The following is a 16,219-nucleotide window of genomic DNA, read 5'->3' as shown; positions in this document are numbered from 1 at the left end:
AGTTGACACAGCTAGACTCAAGTTTCCAAGGATCAACTTGACACAGCATCCGCGGTTGATAAACTTGAGCCTGTGAGACTCAACTCTCACTCTTAGTCTTCAATTTCGTCAGCGTAGAACAGGTCAGGGCGCAAGCCCGCAGAAAGGTAATAACTATGTCACGAGCAGTAGGAATCGACCTGGGAACCACCAACTCGGTGGTCTCGGTCCTCGAAGGTGGCGAGCCCACCGTCATCGCAAACGCTGAGGGCTTCCGCACGACCCCGTCGGTCGTCGCCTTCACGAAAGACGGTGAGGTGCTGGTCGGTGAAACCGCCAAACGCCAAGCCGTCACCAACGTCGACCACACGATCGCATCCGTCAAGCGCCACATGGGCACGGACTGGAAAGCAGACATCGACGGCAAGAAGTACACCGCGCAGGAGATCTCCGCACGCATCCTGAGCAAGCTCAAGCGCGACGCAGAGCAGTACCTCGGCGACACCGTGACGGATGCCGTCATCACCGTTCCCGCGTACTTCAACGATGCTGAGCGCCAAGCCACGAAGGAAGCCGGCGAGATCGCAGGCCTTAACGTGCTGCGCATCATCAACGAGCCGACTGCGGCCGCGCTCGCCTACGGCCTGGACAAGGGCAAGGAAGACGAGCTCATCCTGGTCTTCGACCTCGGTGGCGGAACGTTCGACGTCTCACTGCTCGAGGTGGGCAAGGACGACGACTTCTCGACCATTCAGGTGCGTTCGACCGCGGGCGACAACCGGCTCGGCGGCGACGACTGGGATCAGCGCATCGTCGAGTGGTTGATCAAGAAGTTCAAGGACACCACGGGTGTCGACGTCTCCAAGGACAAGATCGCCCTGCAGCGACTGAAGGAAGCCTCAGAGCAGGCGAAGAAGGAGCTCTCGTCGAGCATGTCGACGAGCATCCAGCTGCCGTATCTGTCGCTGACCGAGAATGGCCCCGCCAACCTCGACGAGACGCTCTCGCGTGCGCAGTTCGAGCAGATGACCAGCGACCTGATCGACCGCACCAAGAAGCCGTTCCAAGACGTGATCAAGCAGGCCGGCATCAAGGTCGGCGACATCGCCCACGTCGTGCTCGTCGGCGGTTCGACCCGTATGCCCGCCGTCTCGGAGCTCGTCAAGCAGGAGACCGGCGGCAAGGAGCCGAACAAGGGCGTGAACCCGGATGAGGTCGTCGCCGTCGGCGCCGCGCTGCAGGCCGGCGTTCTGCGTGGTGAGCGCAAGGACGTTCTGCTCATCGACGTGACCCCGCTGTCGCTCGGCATCGAGACCAAGGGCGGCATCATGACCCGCCTGATCGACCGCAACACGGCGATTCCGACCAAGCGAAGTGAGACCTTCACCACGGCGGATGACAACCAGCCGTCCGTCGCGATCCAGGTCTTCCAGGGCGAACGCGAGTTCACCCGCGACAACAAGCCGCTCGGCACGTTCGAGCTGACCGGCATCGCACCGGCTCCCCGCGGCATCCCGCAGGTCGAGGTTACCTTCGACATCGACGCGAACGGCATCGTGCACGTGTCTGCCAAGGACAAGGGAACCGGCAAGGAGCAGTCGATGACGATCACCGGTGGCTCTTCGCTGCCGAAGGAAGACATCGAGCGCATGGTGCGCGAGGCCGAAGAGAATGCCGCTGAGGACAAGAAGCGCCGCGAGTCCGCTGAGACACGCAACAGCGCCGAGCAGCTGGCCTACTCGATTGACAAGCTCATCAAGGACAACGCCGACAAGCTGCCCGAGGACGTCAAGAACGAGGTCCAGGGCGATGTCGACGGTCTGAAGAGCGCGCTCGCGGGCGATGACGACGACGCGGTCAAGACCGCGTTCGACAAGTTGACCGCCAGCCAGGGCAAGCTCGGCGAAGCGATCTATGCTTCTGCTCAAGCGGATGCCGCTGCCTCAGCCGGTGCTGAGGGCGCTGCACCCGAGGGCGAGGCATCCGGTGACGCGGCATCCGATGAGGATGTCGTCGACGCTGAGGTCGTGGACGATGAAGAGGGCGCGAAGTAACAATGGCAAAGCGAGACGAATCTCCTGAACACGAGGAACCGGTCGTGCACGACAAGCGACGCATCGACCCCGAAACGGGGAAGGTTCGTCCGACACCGGATGCGGTAGCTGCGGATAGTGCATCTGCGGATGCCGCATCCGGGGGCGCCGCGTCGGACCTCGAGCACGAGCAGGTCATTGACACTGGCGAGGGCGGCAGCCCAGATCTCGAGAGTTCGCTCTCGGATGCCGACCTCGACTTTCTCTCCGGCCAGGCGACCGCTGAGGAACTCGCCGCAGAACGGCTTGCCGATCTGCAGCGGGTAACCGCGGAATATGCGAACTATCGCAAGCGCACTGAGACCGGCCGGGAGGTCGAGCGGGAGCGCTCGGTTGCCGAGACTGCGAAGGCTTTGCTGCCGGTGCTCGACGACTTGGACCGCGCTGAAAAACACGGTGATCTCGAGGGTGAAAGCGCGTTCGCGACCATTGCGGCGAAGCTGCGCGGCGTAGCTGAGAAGTTGGGGCTCGCCTCTTTCGGCACCGTCGGTGAGCCGTTCGATCACAACGTGCACGAGGCGATCTTCCAGCAGCCGACTGCCGGTGTCGAGACCGACACGGTTGCCGATGTCGTCGAGACCGGGTACACACTGGGATCAACGCTGGTGCGTGCGGCGAAGGTCGTCGTGGCGGTTCCGGAGTAGGCAAGAACCTACGCTGGTCGAGGAGGCCGCGAGCGAAGCGAGCAGCCGTCTCGAGACCCCGCACCGATTCCGGGGTTTCGAGACGGGGTCTCGATACGGCCGCGGGCGGCCTACTCGACCACCATCTTTTCCTTGCTCCTCGACCACCAAAGACATCAGAAAGGAGGCGCCGTGGCCAGTCAAGACTGGTTCGACAAAGACTTCTACAAGGTGCTCGGCGTCTCCAAAGACGTGACGCCGGCAGAGCTGAAGAAGACTTATCGCAAGCTGGCGCGCAAATATCACCCCGATTCCAATCCGGGCGACGCGGCAGCCGAGAATAAGTTCAAGGAGATCAGCGAGGCGCACTCCGTGCTCTCCGATCCCGAGCAACGTAAAGAGTACGACCAGATTCGCGCGATGGGTTCCGGCGCCCGCTTCACAGCACCTGGTGCAGGCGGCGCCAATGGCGGATTCGAGGATGTCTTCGGTGGCATGTTCGGTGGCTCACGCGGTCAGAACTACACCTTCCAGCAGGGCGGTGGCGAGTATGACGATCTGCTCGGCGGGTTGTTCGGCAGTGGCCGCTTCGGGCAGACCTCCGGCGGCTTCCGCGGCTACGGCGGCCCGACCCGCGGGCAGGATGTCACCGCGACGACCACCATCGACTTCATCACCGCGACCAAGGGCGAGACCATCACCCTGCAAGCGCCGGACGGCAAACCGATCAAGGTGAAGATCCCCGCCGGTGTGGCGGACAAGCAGAAGATCAAGCTGCGCGGCAAAGGCCACCGCTCACTCGATGGCGGAACTCCCGGCGACATGGTGTTGACTGTCACGGTGCGCAAACATCCGGTGTTCGAGCGGGACGGGTTGAACCTGCGCGTCACCGTACCCGTGACCTTCGCAGAGGCAGCCCTCGGCGCGACAATCGAGGTGCCCACTCTCGGCGGCAACCCGGTCAAGCTGAAGGTCTCCGCGGGCACGCCGAGCGGCCGGATCCTGCGAGTCAAAGGTCGCGGAGTTGTCACAGACAAGGGCACAGGCGATCTACTCGCCATTGTTCAAGTGGCTGTTCCGTCGCATTTGTCAAAAGACGCGGAAGAGGCGCTCAAAGCGTTCGAAGCACAGGTTCCGGCCGAAAACCCGCGTGAGGAACTGCTCGCGAAAGCACGCGGTTAACAATGGACAGCGGGGTTAACGATGGATGAGTCGAGTCCATTGTTCGCGATCGCGATCGCTGCAGAGCTCGCGGCGATGCATCCGCAGACCCTTCGGCAGTACGACAGGCTCGGGCTCGTCGTGCCGCAACGCACCGCAGGCAAATCCCGCCGCTATTCGATGCGGGACGTGGTGCAGCTGCGGGAGATCGCACGGCTGAGTGCCGAAGGGGTGAGCTTGGAAGGCATCCATCGCATCATCAAGCTCGAAAATCAGGTGTCGCAATTGGCTGCCCGCGTGCGCGAACTCGAGGCGGCGCTCGCCGATGAGTTGCTGCATCGGCCCGGCGGCCGCGTATTCGCCTCCGACTCGGAGGGCGAGGTCATCTCGCTGAAGGCCGGCACCCGGATGCGCCGCAGCAATCAGATCGTCGTCTGGCGGCCGCTCGACCGCCGCTAGCCGCGCCGCGCGCGTCGTGTGTGGCGTGTCAGCGGGCGGGGGCGGGCACACGACCCGTCACGATTGGCTGCTGCCGGGGCGATCAGGCGACCAATTGTGACGGGTCGCGGCCGCCTACGCGAGAAGGAAGGCGGATGCCTGCGCGGGGCAGCGCTCGGCCACTGACGCTGTGTGACGCTGTGTTGCGACGCGAGTCGCGGCATCCGCAGGTCGGCTTCACCATAGTCGTATGCCTGAAACAACCCAGACGCGCCAGCAAGAACCCCGCCAGCAAGAACCCCGACAGATTCGCTTCAATGCGTTCGACATGAACTGTGTTGCGCACCAGTCCTCCGGACTGTGGCGGCACCCCGACGACCGTTCCGCGAGCTACACCGACCTGGAGTACTGGACCGAACTGGCCAAACTGCTGGAACGCGGCAAGTTCGACGGCATCTTCATCGCAGATGTGCTCGGCACCTACGACGTGTACGGCGGCAACAACGAGGCTGCGATCAAGCACGGAGCACAGGTGCCGGTCGGCGATCCGCTCATGCTGATCTCGGCGATGGCGCTCGTGACCAAGAATCTCGGGTTCGGGGTGACGGCGGGAACCGCGTACGAGCATCCGTACCCGTTCGCCCGGCGGATGTCCACGCTCGACCACCTGACGAAGGGTCGGATTGGCTGGAACGTCGTCACCGGCTACCTTCCGTCGGCGGCGCGCAACATGGGTCACGACGACCAGATGGAACACGACGACCGCTACGACTACGCGGATGAGTACCTCGAGGTGCTCTACAAGCTGTGGGAGGGCTCCTGGGAGGACGACGCGGTCGTGCGCGACCGCGAGACCGGCGTGTTCACCGACCCGAGCAAGGTGCACGAGATCGGGCACTATGGCAAGAACTTCACGGTGCCGGGCATCCACATTTCGGAGCCGAGCCCGCAGCGCTCGCCAGTGATCTATCAGGCGGGCGCATCCTCTCGTGGCATCGCGTTCGCCGCCGGCAACGCCGAGGCGATCTTCGTGGCGGCCTCGACGAAGGAGGGGCTGAAGGCGACGGTGACGAAGATTCGGGATGCCTTGGAGGCGGCCGGTCGCGGACGTTACTCGGCGCGTATCTACACTCTGCTCACGATCATCACCGATGCTACGCCCGAGAAAGCGCAGGCGAAGTACCGGGACTACCTGTCATACGCATCCGCGGAGGGCGCGCTGACCTTCATGTCGGGTTGGATGGGCGTCGACCTCTCCGGCTACGGCTTGGATGAGCCGATCGGCAACGTGAAGAGCAACGCGATCCAGTCTGTGGTGGCGAACTATCAGCGCGCGAACGAAGACGGCGGCGAGTGGACGGTCGGCGACATCGGCAGGCAGGGCGCGATCGGCGGCCTCGGCCCGTTCATCGTCGGCTCCGGCGCCGAGATCGCGGACCAACTGCAGGAGTGGGTGGCCGAGACGGATGTCGACGGCTTCAACCTCGCCTATGCAATCACGCCTGGGACGTTCGAAGACGTCGTGGAGTTCGTCATCCCCGAGCTGCAGAAGCGCGGCGCATACCCGACGGAGTATGTAGAGGGCACACTGCGGCAGAAGCTGCACGGCCGCGGCGACCGTCTGCCCGCAGAGCACAAGGGTGCGAGCTTCCGCTACGCGCCGTCGTTGGTCGAGTAGTCGGCGAGCGCCCCGCGCCTTGAACCCCTCCCGCGAGGTGCGGACTTTTGTCGCTTGCGAGTGGGACGAAGCGACAAAAGCCCGCACCTCACCTGGCGGGTTGGGGAACGGGCAGGACGCGTCGGGCGCATGGCGAACTGGGCGAGTAGCGTGGGCGAGTGACAAACCCGCAGACACCGGTACCGTTCGCGTTCGAGGCGTTGCGACGGCATCCGGATGTTGAAGCAGCGAATCTGTTCGCAACGGATGCCGCCGACCGGCTGATACTCGATGTCGCATCGGATTCGCTCACGACATCGCAACCGCGCGAGGTCGTTGTGATCGGCGACCAATACGGCGCACTGACCCTCGGCGCGGCCGCGTTGCATGGAGTGCGCGGTCTCCGCGTGCATCAAGATGCACTGACCGGGGAGCGCGCGCTGGCTGAGAACGCCCGACGCTTCGGGCTCCATGATGAATACGCGTCGCACGAGCTTGGCGCTGAACTCCTGGCCGGAGCGCGGATAGTGCTGCTTCGACTGCCGAAGAGCCTGACTGCGCTTGAGGAGATCACGCAGACCATCGCGAATGATGCCCGTGAGGATGTAACCGTCTATGCCGGTGGCATGCTCAAACACATGACGCGGTCGATGAACGATGTGTTCGCCGTGTGTTTCGCTGACGTGCAAGCGGGGCTCGCTCGCCAAAAAGCCCGAGTGCTCACGGCCTCGACTGGTCGAGTAGTACCCGCCGGTCGAGTGCTAGCCGCTGGTCGAGTAGCGAGCGCCAGCGAGCGTATCGAGACCCGGGACGCCGACCTCGATGCCGACCTCGATTCGGGTCTCGATACGCTCGTTCCTCGCTACTCGACCGCCGGAGCGGCTCGCTACTCGACCGCCGGAGCGGCTCGCTACTCGACCGCCGGAGCGGCTCGCTACTCGCCGAACGAAGTGTGGCCGCGGCGCGAGTACCACGCCGACCTCCAGCTCTGGGTGTGCGCCCACGGCGGGGCGTTCGCGGGCACGAGCATCGATATCGGCACACGCTTTCTGCTCGAATATCTGGATCAGGCGAAGCCGGCCGCGGCATCCGCCATCGATCTCGGCTGCGGCACCGGGGTGCTCGCAACTGCACTGGCGAAGGCGCGAAGCGACATCCGCGTGCTGGCGGTGGATCAGTCGACGGCGGCCGTCGCATCCGCTCGGGCGACCGCTGGGGCGAACGGCGTAGCCGACCGGGTTGAGGTGCTGCGCGACGACGCCTTGGCAAGCCGAGCGGATGCCCCTGCGGAGTTGATCCTGCTGAACCCGCCGTTTCATCTCGGCAGCTCCGTGCACGCCGGCGCTGGATTGAGGCTGATCGAAGACGCGGGGCGAGTGCTCGCGCCAGGTGGCGAACTGTGGACCGTCTTCAACTCGCACCTGGCATACCAACAGACCCTGCGTCGGCGGATCGGCCTGACCCGCGAGGTCGGCCGCAACGCGAAATTCACGGTGACGGTGTCGACTAAACGGTAAGACATCGTAGGCTCAACGCATGGAGGGTCTACCGTGAACGCGGCTGAAATCGCCGCGAGCGTGCTCGCAGGCGTGGTCGTGTCGATCGTGCTCATCGTGATTCTCGCGGCGGTGTCTCGCCGACTGCTCGGTGTGCAGATCGGGCTCGGCAGGGTGATTTTGGCCGGCATCATCGCGCTCGGTGCCGAGGTCGGCTTCGAGGCGCAGTTCGTCTGGAGGCAGCCGCACGACACGCTCGCGCTGATTCCGATTCAGGTCGGGATCATCGTGCTGGTCGCCATGGTCGTGCTGGTTGCTGCGGAATTGATCGTGCCGACCGGCAGCATCCCGCGCCCGAGCAAGTGGCTCGGCGCTCTGCGTGCCCAGCTGCAGCGCGCCCGACGTTACTCGCAGATCACCCGGATCCTCTTGAAGCACGGTCTGCTCCCGCCGCGTAGACCGAGCTCGGATCAGAGTGCTGAAGGCAGTCGGGCCCGGTCCGCGCAGGCGCGTTCGCTCCGGCTTGCGCTCGAAGAGGCTGGTGTGACATTCATCAAGCTCGGCCAAGTGCTCTCAACTCGCGCAGACATTCTCCCAGCGGAATATCTCAGGGAGCTGTCCGTCTTGCAACAGAACGTGCCACCGGCATCGTGGACCGACGTGAAAGCGCTACTCGAAAACGAACTGGGCGGTTCTCTTGATCAGGTCTTCGCCGCATTCGATCCTGTGCCGATCGCCGCAGCGTCCATCGGTCAGGTGCACAGGGCCACACTGCATTCAGGACAGGCGGTTGCGGTGAAAGTGCAGCGGCCCGGCATCCGCCCGGTTGTGGAGCGTGATCTGGACATCATGCGGCGCCTGGCGCGAACGCTCGAGCGCGCAACGGATGCGGGTGGTTCGATTGGCGCGGAGAAGCTTGCCGCTGGATTCATCGACGCGCTACGGGAAGAGCTCGATTATCGCATCGAGGCGCGGAACATGAGCGCGATGCAGGCGACTCAGGCGCAGCATCCCGAACCCGAGCGAGTGCGAATCCCGCATCACTACGAAGCACTCTGCACCGATCGGGTACTTGTCATGGAGCTCATCGACGGCGACACGCTGAGCGGTACGGATGCGCTTGCGAACCATTCTGCTGCGGAACGCGAAGCCCAAGCGCAACGTCTGTTCCGCTCACTGCTGCGTCAGATCATGTTCGACGGTGTCTTCCATGGTGATCTGCACCCGGGAAACGTCATGTTGATGGCCGGTGACGATCTCGCGCTCATCGACTTCGGGTCGGTCGGGCGGCTCGATTCGGAGCTGCGGCAGCAGATCGGTGAGATTCTGCTGGCGTTCTATCGTGGGGATGCTCGCGCCATGAGCGACAGCCTGCTCGGCCTGGTCGAACTGCCGGAGGACGTTGACGAAGCAGGGCTCCGTCGCGCAATCGGCGCGTTCATGGCCCGCTACCTAGGCCCAGGGGCCAGCGTATCGGTCACCATGTTCACGGAGCTGGTCGCGCTCCTCGCCGAGTTCCATCTGGAGATTCCGAGCGAGCTGGCATCCGCGTTTCGCGCGGTCGCGGTGGTTGAGGGAACACTGCGTGTTCTATCCCCCGGCTTCGACGTGCTCGCTGAGTCGAAGGAGTTCGCCCAGGCGCAGTTGTCCGCTGCCTTCACACCGTCATCGCTGAAGAAGTCGTTGACGGATGAGGCCGCCGAGCTGTTACCGCTGCTACGGCGCCTGCCCCGCCGCGTCGATCAGCTCATGACGTCGCTGGAGGCCGGTCGAATGAGCGTGAACGTGCGGCTGTTCGCGGACCGCCGCGACCGGGGCATGATCCGTAGCCTCGTGCATGAGGTCGTGCTGGCGTTCCTGGCCGGCGTCGCAGGCATCATGGCAACGTTGCTGCTGGTCAGCGCCGGCGGGCCGCAGGTGACGCCGACGCTGAGTCTGTACCAGATCTTCGGGTACACGCTGATCGTGCTCGCAGCGCTGCTCGTGCTGCGTGTTCTGTTCGACGTCTTCCGACTGCGCCAACGAGAATGACCCGCTTGTTGGTCGAGTAGCGCGCGAGCGCAGCGAGCACGCGTATCGAGACCCCGGTGGTGCGACTCATCGGGTCTCGACACGCTCGCCCTTCGGCATGCTCAGGGACAGGCGCTCGTCACTCGACCACCGAGCGCTCAGACAATCACGATTCGACCGAGTGTGTTGCCGGTCTTGTTCGTGAACCACAGAGTGCCGTCGGAGGCATCCGCGCTCGGCTTGATATCGAAGGGGCCGTCGATCGTCGGCGGCCTTCCGAAGAATCGCCACGCGTCTGCACCCTTGTCAATTGCCCGCGTACCGTCCGGTCGGTACGAGCCGACGGTGTTACCGGCGGTGTCAACGAACCAGACGGAACCGTCGATGCCGAACCATACGCCGTCCGGCTGTTCCAAGCCCGGATGCGTTACCCAGCGCACCGTGCTCGCCGGGTCATGCGCACCCGGGTCGAAGGTGAGCAGACCCGGTGCGTCCTGTGTCGTGAGCCACAGCCATCCGGAAGCGTCCATTGCCCACGCGCGTGGAATTCCGAACATCGGCCAAGGGCCGAGCGAGCTGATCGACGTCTGCGGCTCGGCGGCGCTCGGGTCCAGCGATCCGATCGTCGCGTCCCGCGCGTTGACCCACCAGATGCGCCCGTTGTCGTCGACGAACAGAGCCGAGGGGTCGCCGATCACGGCCGATCGGAACGTGCGAAGCGTCGCCAGCGGATCCGACGCGCGCGAGTCGATCGTGCCGATCGCGTTCGAACCGCGCAGGGAGAACCACAGCCAACCATCTGCGGCCAGCTTCAACGCGACAGGTGCGTTCAACTCCGGATGCGAAAACGTCATGATCGTCGATGCTGGGTCGCCCGCCCGCGGGTCGATGGTGCCGAGCCGGTTGCTGCCCAGACACGTGAACCAGACGAGCCCATCTGCTCCGGGATGGATGTTGGCCGGCAGTTGGACGTTTCCGGCTGGATCGGCGAAGGTCTCCACCAGCCCGGTCGCGGGGTGCACCCGCCCGACGCGCGAGTTGCCGATGCTCGTGAACCAGATGTCGTCTCCGACACCGATCAGACCGGTCGGCGCCTCGACGAGCCCGTTCGGATCGGCGAAGTCGTCGATGTCGCCGACCGGACGTTGGCAAGGATGACGTTGGCCGACCGGACGTTGGCCGGGCTGACGTTCGCGGGCCTGGGGCAATTCGCGGGCCGATTCGTCGGTCATTGCCGCGGTTCCGCTTGCGGTTGCGGCTCCTTGAGCGCGGTCAGCGACATCCGCACCAGCCAGTCCTCCGTTTCGGCGAGTGACCAGTGCCGCCCCTCGGTCAGATAGGTGAAAGTCTCAGGGCTGATCAGAGCCCAGATCGCGTCGATCACGGCATCCGGCGGCTCGGCTGCGAGAATCAACGCGAGGCCGGCGGCGGTTACGCGCCGACGATCCTCGTCGTATTGAGCCAGTCTGGCTCGAGCAGCGTCGTCGCTTGCCGCTGCTTCCCGCAAAGCGTTCAGCATCGGCACGGATCGCCGATAGACCGCCAGTGTGAATCGCACGCCGGCGCGCACGCGCTCCAGCGTTCGGCCCTTGCCGAGTAACGCGAAGTCGGGCCGGTCGACCATTGCGGCTTCCTCGTCGTCTCCGACGATGGCGACGTCGACGACGGCCATCAACAATCCCGACTTCGTTGCGAATCGGCTGTAGATCGCGTCGACGGATGTCCCGGCCGCCTCGGCGATCATCGGAATCGTCGTCGCCGCCCAGCCTCGATCACGGAACAGGGATGTCGCGGCGTCGAGAATCGCTCGCCGCGTCTGGGCGGCCTGCCTGGCTCGTAGCGGGGAGTGGTAGCGCCCGTTTCCAGACGGGCGATCTGCGGTCGCCATTGCAGAAGTCTACCCGTCGGACCAGATTGAACAAAGGACAACACGATTCAACCTTGTGAGCGCTCGACGCGAGTATTATGCTCACGCCATGACACAAGAACGCACCCTGAATCATCCGATCGGCGTGGTCGGCGCGGGGTACATCGGGCACCTGTTCGTGCAGCAATTCGCACTCGCCGGCACCGAAGTGCGGGTCTGGTCGCGCGGGGCATCCGCTCGAACGCTTCACGATCGCCTACGAGTGAGCTTGCATGCGCTGTCGGAAGCAGGGCAGGTTGAATCGTCTTCGATAGAGAGTGTGATGGCACGGGTGAGTGTGCACGACGACCTCGACGAAGCACTCACGCCGTGCGCGGCTGTGATGGAGTGCGTCGTGGAAGATGTTGCGATAAAGACGGCGTGCTATCACGACATTGAAGCAGCGATCGACCCAGGCGCACTCCTGTGGAGTTCGACGTCGAACTTTCCGATGACTCGTCTGGCCGCGGGGATGAGCCACCCGGAACGGGCACTGGTCGTGCATCCGGTGCAGACGCAACTGATCCTGTTCGCCGAGGTCGTCGCCGGTCAGAAGACCGGTGAAGAGGCGGTCGAGGCGACTCTGCGATTCTGCGCAGACATCGGTCTCAACACGATCCGGCTGCGCAAAGAAATCCCCGGCTTCCTGTGGAACCGGGTCTGGTTCGCCCTCTTGCGAGAGATGCTTCACCTGGTCGATGTGGGAGCGGTCGACGCGCTCGAGCTGGATGCGATGGTGCAGCAGACGTTGCAGGCCTTCATTCCCGCTTTCGGACCGCTGCAGATGACTGATCTGATCGGCCACGACACCTTGCGGGATATCTCCGATGCGCTGTACCCGGAACTTGCAACGGATACGGTCGCATCGCGCACCATCGAGCAGCACATCATCGATGGCCGCCTCGGCGCCAAGAGCGGGCGCGGTTTCTACGATGACAACAAGGCGAGGCTGGCCGAGCTCAGCGCGCAGCTCTATGGGCTCGCGGCCCGCACCGCACCGGTCGGGATGCCCGGCCAGCGCCAGATGTTCGCAGAGCAAGGGGAAGACGCGTGAAAAACAAGACGGTGAAATACAAGGCCGCGAAATACAAGACCCCGAAATACAAGACCGCGATCGCAGCGGTTGCGCTCAGTGCCGTTCTGGCCGTGTCCGGTTGCACGGCGGCAAGCGGCGGCACGCCGACGCGAACGCCCGCTACACCCCCGACATACGCGGCGAGCTTGCAGAAGCAGATTCCCGCGATCATGAAGGCGAACGCCATCCCGGGAGTCGTTGTGCTGATCACGTCGCCCAAGCAGGGCGACTGGTCGCAAACGTTCGGCACCGCAGTGCTCGGCAAGACGGTGCCGATGTCGCTGAACGACTACTTCCGCATCGGCAGCAACACCAAGACGATGACTTCGACGATCATCTTGCAGTTGGTGCAAGAGGGCAAGCTCGCCCTCGACGACCCGATCTCGAAGTTCCGACCCGACGTGCCGAACGGCCAGAACATCACCATTGCCCAGCTGTCGGAGATGCGCAGCGGGCTCTACAGTTACTCGTTCGACCCGGCGTTCAACGCGACGCTGGACAACGACCCCGGTAAGGCGTGGACACCGGATGAGCTGTTGTCCATCGCCTTCTCGCACCCGGCAGATTTCGCGCCGGGTGCGAAGTACGAGTACAGCAACACGAACATCGTGCTGCTCGGCACTGTCATCGAAAAACTCACCGGCATGTCGGCGGCCGAAGCGTTTCAGAAGCGCATCTTCGGCCCGCTCGGGCTGACCCACAGCTCATTGCCTGCGAACACGGATGCCTCGCTGCCGTCACCGCACGCGCAGGGATACCAGTTCGGAACGAACGTTGAGACGATCAACTCGTACGCCGTTCCCGCTGCCCAGTTGCCGAAGGCACTTGACGGCACCCTCAAGCCGATCAACAACACGGATGCGAATCCCTCCTGGGCGTGGACGGCCGGCGGGGCCATTTCCACACCCCACGATCTCGCCGTCTATGTCAAGGCGCTCGTCGGCGGCGGCCTGCTCGATGCGAAGATGCAGAAGATCAGGCTCGACAGTATCCAACCCGTCGTCGCAGGGCAGAAGAACGGCGTCGGTTACGGACTGGGGATCGCTCAGTTCGCCCCCGACATCCTCGGTCATGACGGGCAGATCCCCGGGTACTCGACGTTCATGGTCTACGACCTCAAGACCGGAGACACCATCATCGTCGGCTCCAACCTGGCAGCCTCGCCGGTCGACGGCCAGCCCGCCGCCGTGGATGTCGCCAAGGGGATCATCGCGACGCTATACGGCTCGGCTGCTGTACCCCAGGGGAACCCGGCCGGAGTGCCGACCACGCCACCAACCGCCGGCTAGGTCTGCCACGGAGCCCCCAAGAACTATTGGGCCAAATAACGCAGCACCGCGAGCACTCTGCGATGGTCGCTTGCGTCGGCCGGCATGCCCAGCGCGCTGTAGATGCGAGAGATGTGCTGCACGACTGCGCGTTCCGTCACCACGAGCTGTGCCGCTATCGAGGCGTTGCTGCGGCCTTCAGCCACCAGTGCGAGAACCTCCTGTTGTCTCGGCGTCAATCGTGCAACGTCGCCGTTGCCCAGTTTCGCACGGTTCATCATCACGGCGATGACATCTGGATCGATCGCGGTGCCGCCCGCCGTGACCTTCCGCAGATCGCCGAGAAATGTCTCGACGTCGGAAATGCGCTGTTTGAGCTGGTAACCGACCTTCGCCGAGCCGTCGGCCAACAGTTCTGCGACGTAACGACGTTGCACGTACTGTGAGAGCACGACCACTGCGATCTCCGGATGCTGGGAGCGAATCCGGAGCGCAGCGACCATTCCATCGTCTGTTCGGTTCGGCGGCATCTGAATATCGGTTACAACAAGGTCTGGATGATGCGCCTCGACTGCCTCCATCAGCTGGTCGGCATCCGGCGCGGCGGCGACCACGTCGAAGCCGCCGCGCTCCAGCAGGAGCTCGAGCCCTTGGCGTAAGAGCACCTCGTCTTCGCCGATGATTACGCGCATGGCAACTCTGCTGTCAATCGGGTTCCGTGACCGGGTTCACTGTGAAGCCTCAGCCGTCCGCCGGCGACATCCACGCGGTCGGCCAGACCCCTCAGCCCGCGCCCCGCGTCGAAAGAAGCGCCGCCGATCCCATCGTCGTGCACCTCGACCAGAAGGCGGTTGCCGTCGCGTTCGAGAAGCACGGCGAGTGAGCGTGCCTTGGAATGCTTCAGTGCGTTCACGAGTCCCTCTGCGATCAAGAAATAGGCCGTGCTTTCAATCGTCTCGGGCAGCGCGCCGTCGCTCAAGCGCAGGTGCAGTTTGGTGGGCACCGGCATCCGGTCGACCAGATCTTCAGTGGCGGCGGAGAGTCCTCGCTGGATCAGCGTGGCCGGCATCACATCGTGCACGAGGCGGCGTAACTCGCCGGCCGCGGCGTCAATGCCCTTGCGCAGTGTCGTCGCCCGCTGGGCGGTGTCAGCCGGCGATCCGGCCTCGGCGGCAATCTGCTGCGCCTCGATCGCGAGCAGCACAAGCTGAACCTGGAGGCCGTCATGCAGGTCTCGGGCGATTCGCCGCCGCTCTCGATCCGCCGCCGCGACCAGTCGTGCACGCGAGCTGAGCAGGGCAGCCTGACTGGCCAGGAGTTCTGCGAGAAGACGTTCCCGTTCGACAGCGATGGCGATCACCCGGCCCGCTGTGCGCACCAGCTCCGGGTCGGCGATGAGACCTGCGTCGTACACGATCGCACCGACCCGCTGGCCGGCGAGCAGCACCTCCACCGCCGAGCGCTCGCCAGGTCGATCGGGCACCTCGGCCAGTGCACCGGTGGCATCCACCCAGACAGAGCGTTCCGGCACCCAGAAGACGATTTCGATGGAGTTGTCACCGAGAGCGCGGGCCACTGCCTGCGCCAGTGCCGGTCGCGCTGTGTCCGTCTCGCCGAGCCAGGCGCTGAGCTCCTGCAGTTCGCCCGTGCGTGCGAATCCGCCGCGGAGCACCCCGAGTGTGAAGGCAATCGGAATACCGGCGAAAATGATGAATTGCAGCGTGGCGCCGGCGAGCGGAGAGAGGCCGAACAGTGGTTCCAGCACGCTGGAACGCAGTGGCAAGACCAGCACAGCCAGCATCCCGTAAGCGAAAAGCGGTGCAAGCACGCGGCGACGTGATGCGTCGACATGCGCGAGACGCCATCCGAGGATGATCATCGTGGAGGCGACGATTGCGATTCCGGCCGCACGCTGCACCCATCCCCCGATCAACACCAAGTCCGGCCGATCGGCGATGACGAGGATCGGAGGAGCGGTGCTGTCGAACAGGTAAAGGGGCGCCTGCAGCACCAGCGCCGTGACATACGCCGCTATCACTGTTGCGCGCGACAGGCGACCATGCACGCGTCCGGATGGAAACGCGTGGAGAAGATGAATGGTGACAGCGAGCACTATCGTGGCGCACACGGTGCCGACTGCCATCAGAGCGCCGATTCCTGTGTTCGCCAGGCTGCCCGCGAACACCGCGAGCCCGCCGATGACGATGAGCCTGCCCATGTTATTGCTCGGGCGCCTGTGCCAGGCGAGCGTGCCCGCTCCGACATACACCCAGAACACGATCATGAACAGGACATACACCCACCAGATCTGCCCGGAGGTCGGTAGTACGAGCGCCAGCTCGATCGCACCCAGCCCGAGCGAGCAGAGAAGCAGCAACATCAGCGCTTGGTCGAGTGATCGGAAGCGTGTCGATCGCCCGGCCGTCGGGGTAACCATGTCACCAGGGTACGGCCCTGCCGGATGCGGGCGTTGGCGAGGGCGCCGGTGTTCTGGCTACCTAGGTCTATCGCCG

General features: G+C 64.3%; 13 protein-coding genes. 9 read left to right on the top strand and 4 right to left on the bottom strand.

All coding sequences use genetic code 11. The features are described 5' to 3' along the window. Nucleotides 1-155: 155 nt before the first annotated feature. The 7 genes from dnaK (at nt 156) to QU604_RS21265 (ending at nt 9,478) form a co-directional block, all read left to right on the top strand. Nucleotides 156-2,033: a molecular chaperone DnaK gene (gene dnaK / locus QU604_RS21295; RefSeq protein WP_308466606.1), complete on the top strand. Its 1,878-nt coding sequence runs from the start codon at nt 156-158 to the stop codon at nt 2,031-2,033. Nucleotides 2,034-2,035: 2 nt separating this feature from the next. Beyond that, nucleotides 2,036-2,716: a nucleotide exchange factor GrpE gene (locus tag QU604_RS21290; protein ID WP_308466605.1), complete on the top strand. Its 681-nt coding sequence runs from the start codon at nt 2,036-2,038 to the stop codon at nt 2,714-2,716. Between the two features lie 171 nt (nt 2,717-2,887). Next, nucleotides 2,888-3,877 (top strand): DnaJ C-terminal domain-containing protein, encoded by a 990-nt coding sequence (locus tag QU604_RS21285; RefSeq protein ID WP_308466604.1) that lies wholly within the window; start codon nt 2,888-2,890, stop codon nt 3,875-3,877. A gap of 21 nt (nt 3,878-3,898) precedes the next feature. Further along, nucleotides 3,899-4,315, top strand: a complete 417-nt coding sequence (locus tag QU604_RS21280) for a heat shock protein transcriptional repressor HspR (protein ID WP_308466603.1) — start codon at nt 3,899-3,901, stop codon at nt 4,313-4,315. 229 nt (nt 4,316-4,544) lie between these two features. Continuing rightward, on the top strand, nt 4,545-5,972 hold the full coding sequence (locus QU604_RS21275; protein ID WP_308466602.1) for an LLM class flavin-dependent oxidoreductase: 1,428 nt from the start codon (nt 4,545-4,547) through the stop codon (nt 5,970-5,972). Between the two features lie 158 nt (nt 5,973-6,130). After that, nucleotides 6,131-7,468: a class I SAM-dependent methyltransferase gene (locus QU604_RS21270; protein WP_308466601.1), complete on the top strand. Its 1,338-nt coding sequence runs from the start codon at nt 6,131-6,133 to the stop codon at nt 7,466-7,468. A gap of 33 nt (nt 7,469-7,501) precedes the next feature. Beyond that, entirely contained in the window at nt 7,502-9,478 is a 1,977-nt protein-coding gene (locus QU604_RS21265; protein WP_308466600.1) for an ABC1 kinase family protein, read from the top strand. A 137-nt stretch (nt 9,479-9,615) separates the two neighbouring features. Here QU604_RS21265 and QU604_RS21260 read toward each other — a convergent pair whose 3' ends face one another. Together QU604_RS21260 and QU604_RS21255 are read right to left on the bottom strand one after the other, a co-directional pair. Next, the gene (locus QU604_RS21260; protein WP_308466599.1) at nt 9,616-10,689 is read right to left on the bottom strand and encodes a Vgb family protein; all 1,074 of its coding nucleotides are present in this window, start codon (nt 10,687-10,689) and stop codon (nt 9,616-9,618) included. Then, on the bottom strand, nt 10,686-11,345 hold the full coding sequence (locus QU604_RS21255) for a TetR/AcrR family transcriptional regulator (protein WP_308466598.1): 660 nt from the start codon (nt 11,343-11,345) through the stop codon (nt 10,686-10,688). Before QU604_RS21255 ends, QU604_RS21260 begins: the two co-directional genes overlap by 4 nt. 88 nt (nt 11,346-11,433) lie before the next feature. On the opposite strand from QU604_RS21255, the gene QU604_RS21250 reads away from it, so the two are divergent. Together QU604_RS21250 and QU604_RS21245 are read left to right on the top strand one after the other, a co-directional pair. After that, entirely contained in the window at nt 11,434-12,417 is a 984-nt protein-coding gene (locus tag QU604_RS21250; protein WP_308466597.1) for a 3-hydroxyacyl-CoA dehydrogenase family protein, read from the top strand. Continuing rightward, nucleotides 12,414-13,727 carry a serine hydrolase domain-containing protein gene (locus tag QU604_RS21245; protein ID WP_308466596.1) on the top strand — a complete coding sequence of 438 codons (1,314 nt, stop codon included), beginning with the start codon at nt 12,414-12,416 and terminating at the stop codon, nt 13,725-13,727. The genes QU604_RS21250 and QU604_RS21245 overlap by 4 nt, the downstream gene beginning before the upstream one ends. A gap of 23 nt (nt 13,728-13,750) precedes the next feature. Here QU604_RS21245 and QU604_RS21240 read toward each other — a convergent pair whose 3' ends face one another. Continuing rightward, entirely contained in the window at nt 13,751-14,398 is a 648-nt protein-coding gene (locus QU604_RS21240; protein ID WP_308466595.1) for a response regulator, read from the bottom strand. Next, nucleotides 14,389-16,143 (bottom strand): sensor histidine kinase, encoded by a 1,755-nt coding sequence (locus tag QU604_RS21235; RefSeq protein ID WP_308466594.1) that lies wholly within the window; start codon nt 16,141-16,143, stop codon nt 14,389-14,391. Before QU604_RS21235 ends, QU604_RS21240 begins: the two co-directional genes overlap by 10 nt. Nucleotides 16,144-16,219: the final 76 nt, after the last annotated feature.

Source organism: Rathayibacter sp. SW19 (genome assembly GCF_030866825.1).
Taxonomy (GTDB): Bacteria; Actinomycetota; Actinomycetes; order Actinomycetales; family Microbacteriaceae; genus Rathayibacter_A; species Rathayibacter_A soli.
Note: the sequence above shows the minus strand (reverse complement) of the source record. Positions and strands in the feature narration are given on the sequence as shown.

What these genes read in the sequence shown, in the direction of transcription:
- dnaK (WP_308466606.1), top strand. Translation starts at nt 156, where the DNA reads ATGTCACGAGCAGTAGGAATCGACCTGGGAACCACCAACTCGGTGGTC.
- QU604_RS21255 (WP_308466598.1), bottom strand. Translation starts at nt 11,345, where the DNA reads ATGGCGACCGCAGATCGCCCGTCTGGAAACGGGCGCTACCACTCCCCG.
- QU604_RS21275 (WP_308466602.1), top strand. Translation starts at nt 4,545, where the DNA reads ATGCCTGAAACAACCCAGACGCGCCAGCAAGAACCCCGCCAGCAAGAA.
- QU604_RS21250 (WP_308466597.1), top strand. Translation starts at nt 11,434, where the DNA reads ATGACACAAGAACGCACCCTGAATCATCCGATCGGCGTGGTCGGCGCG.
- QU604_RS21235 (WP_308466594.1), bottom strand. Translation starts at nt 16,143, where the DNA reads ATGGTTACCCCGACGGCCGGGCGATCGACACGCTTCCGATCACTCGAC.
- QU604_RS21260 (WP_308466599.1), bottom strand. Translation starts at nt 10,689, where the DNA reads ATGACCGACGAATCGGCCCGCGAATTGCCCCAGGCCCGCGAACGTCAG.
- QU604_RS21290 (WP_308466605.1), top strand. Translation starts at nt 2,036, where the DNA reads ATGGCAAAGCGAGACGAATCTCCTGAACACGAGGAACCGGTCGTGCAC.
- QU604_RS21240 (WP_308466595.1), bottom strand. Translation starts at nt 14,398, where the DNA reads ATGCGCGTAATCATCGGCGAAGACGAGGTGCTCTTACGCCAAGGGCTC.
- QU604_RS21280 (WP_308466603.1), top strand. Translation starts at nt 3,899, where the DNA reads ATGGATGAGTCGAGTCCATTGTTCGCGATCGCGATCGCTGCAGAGCTC.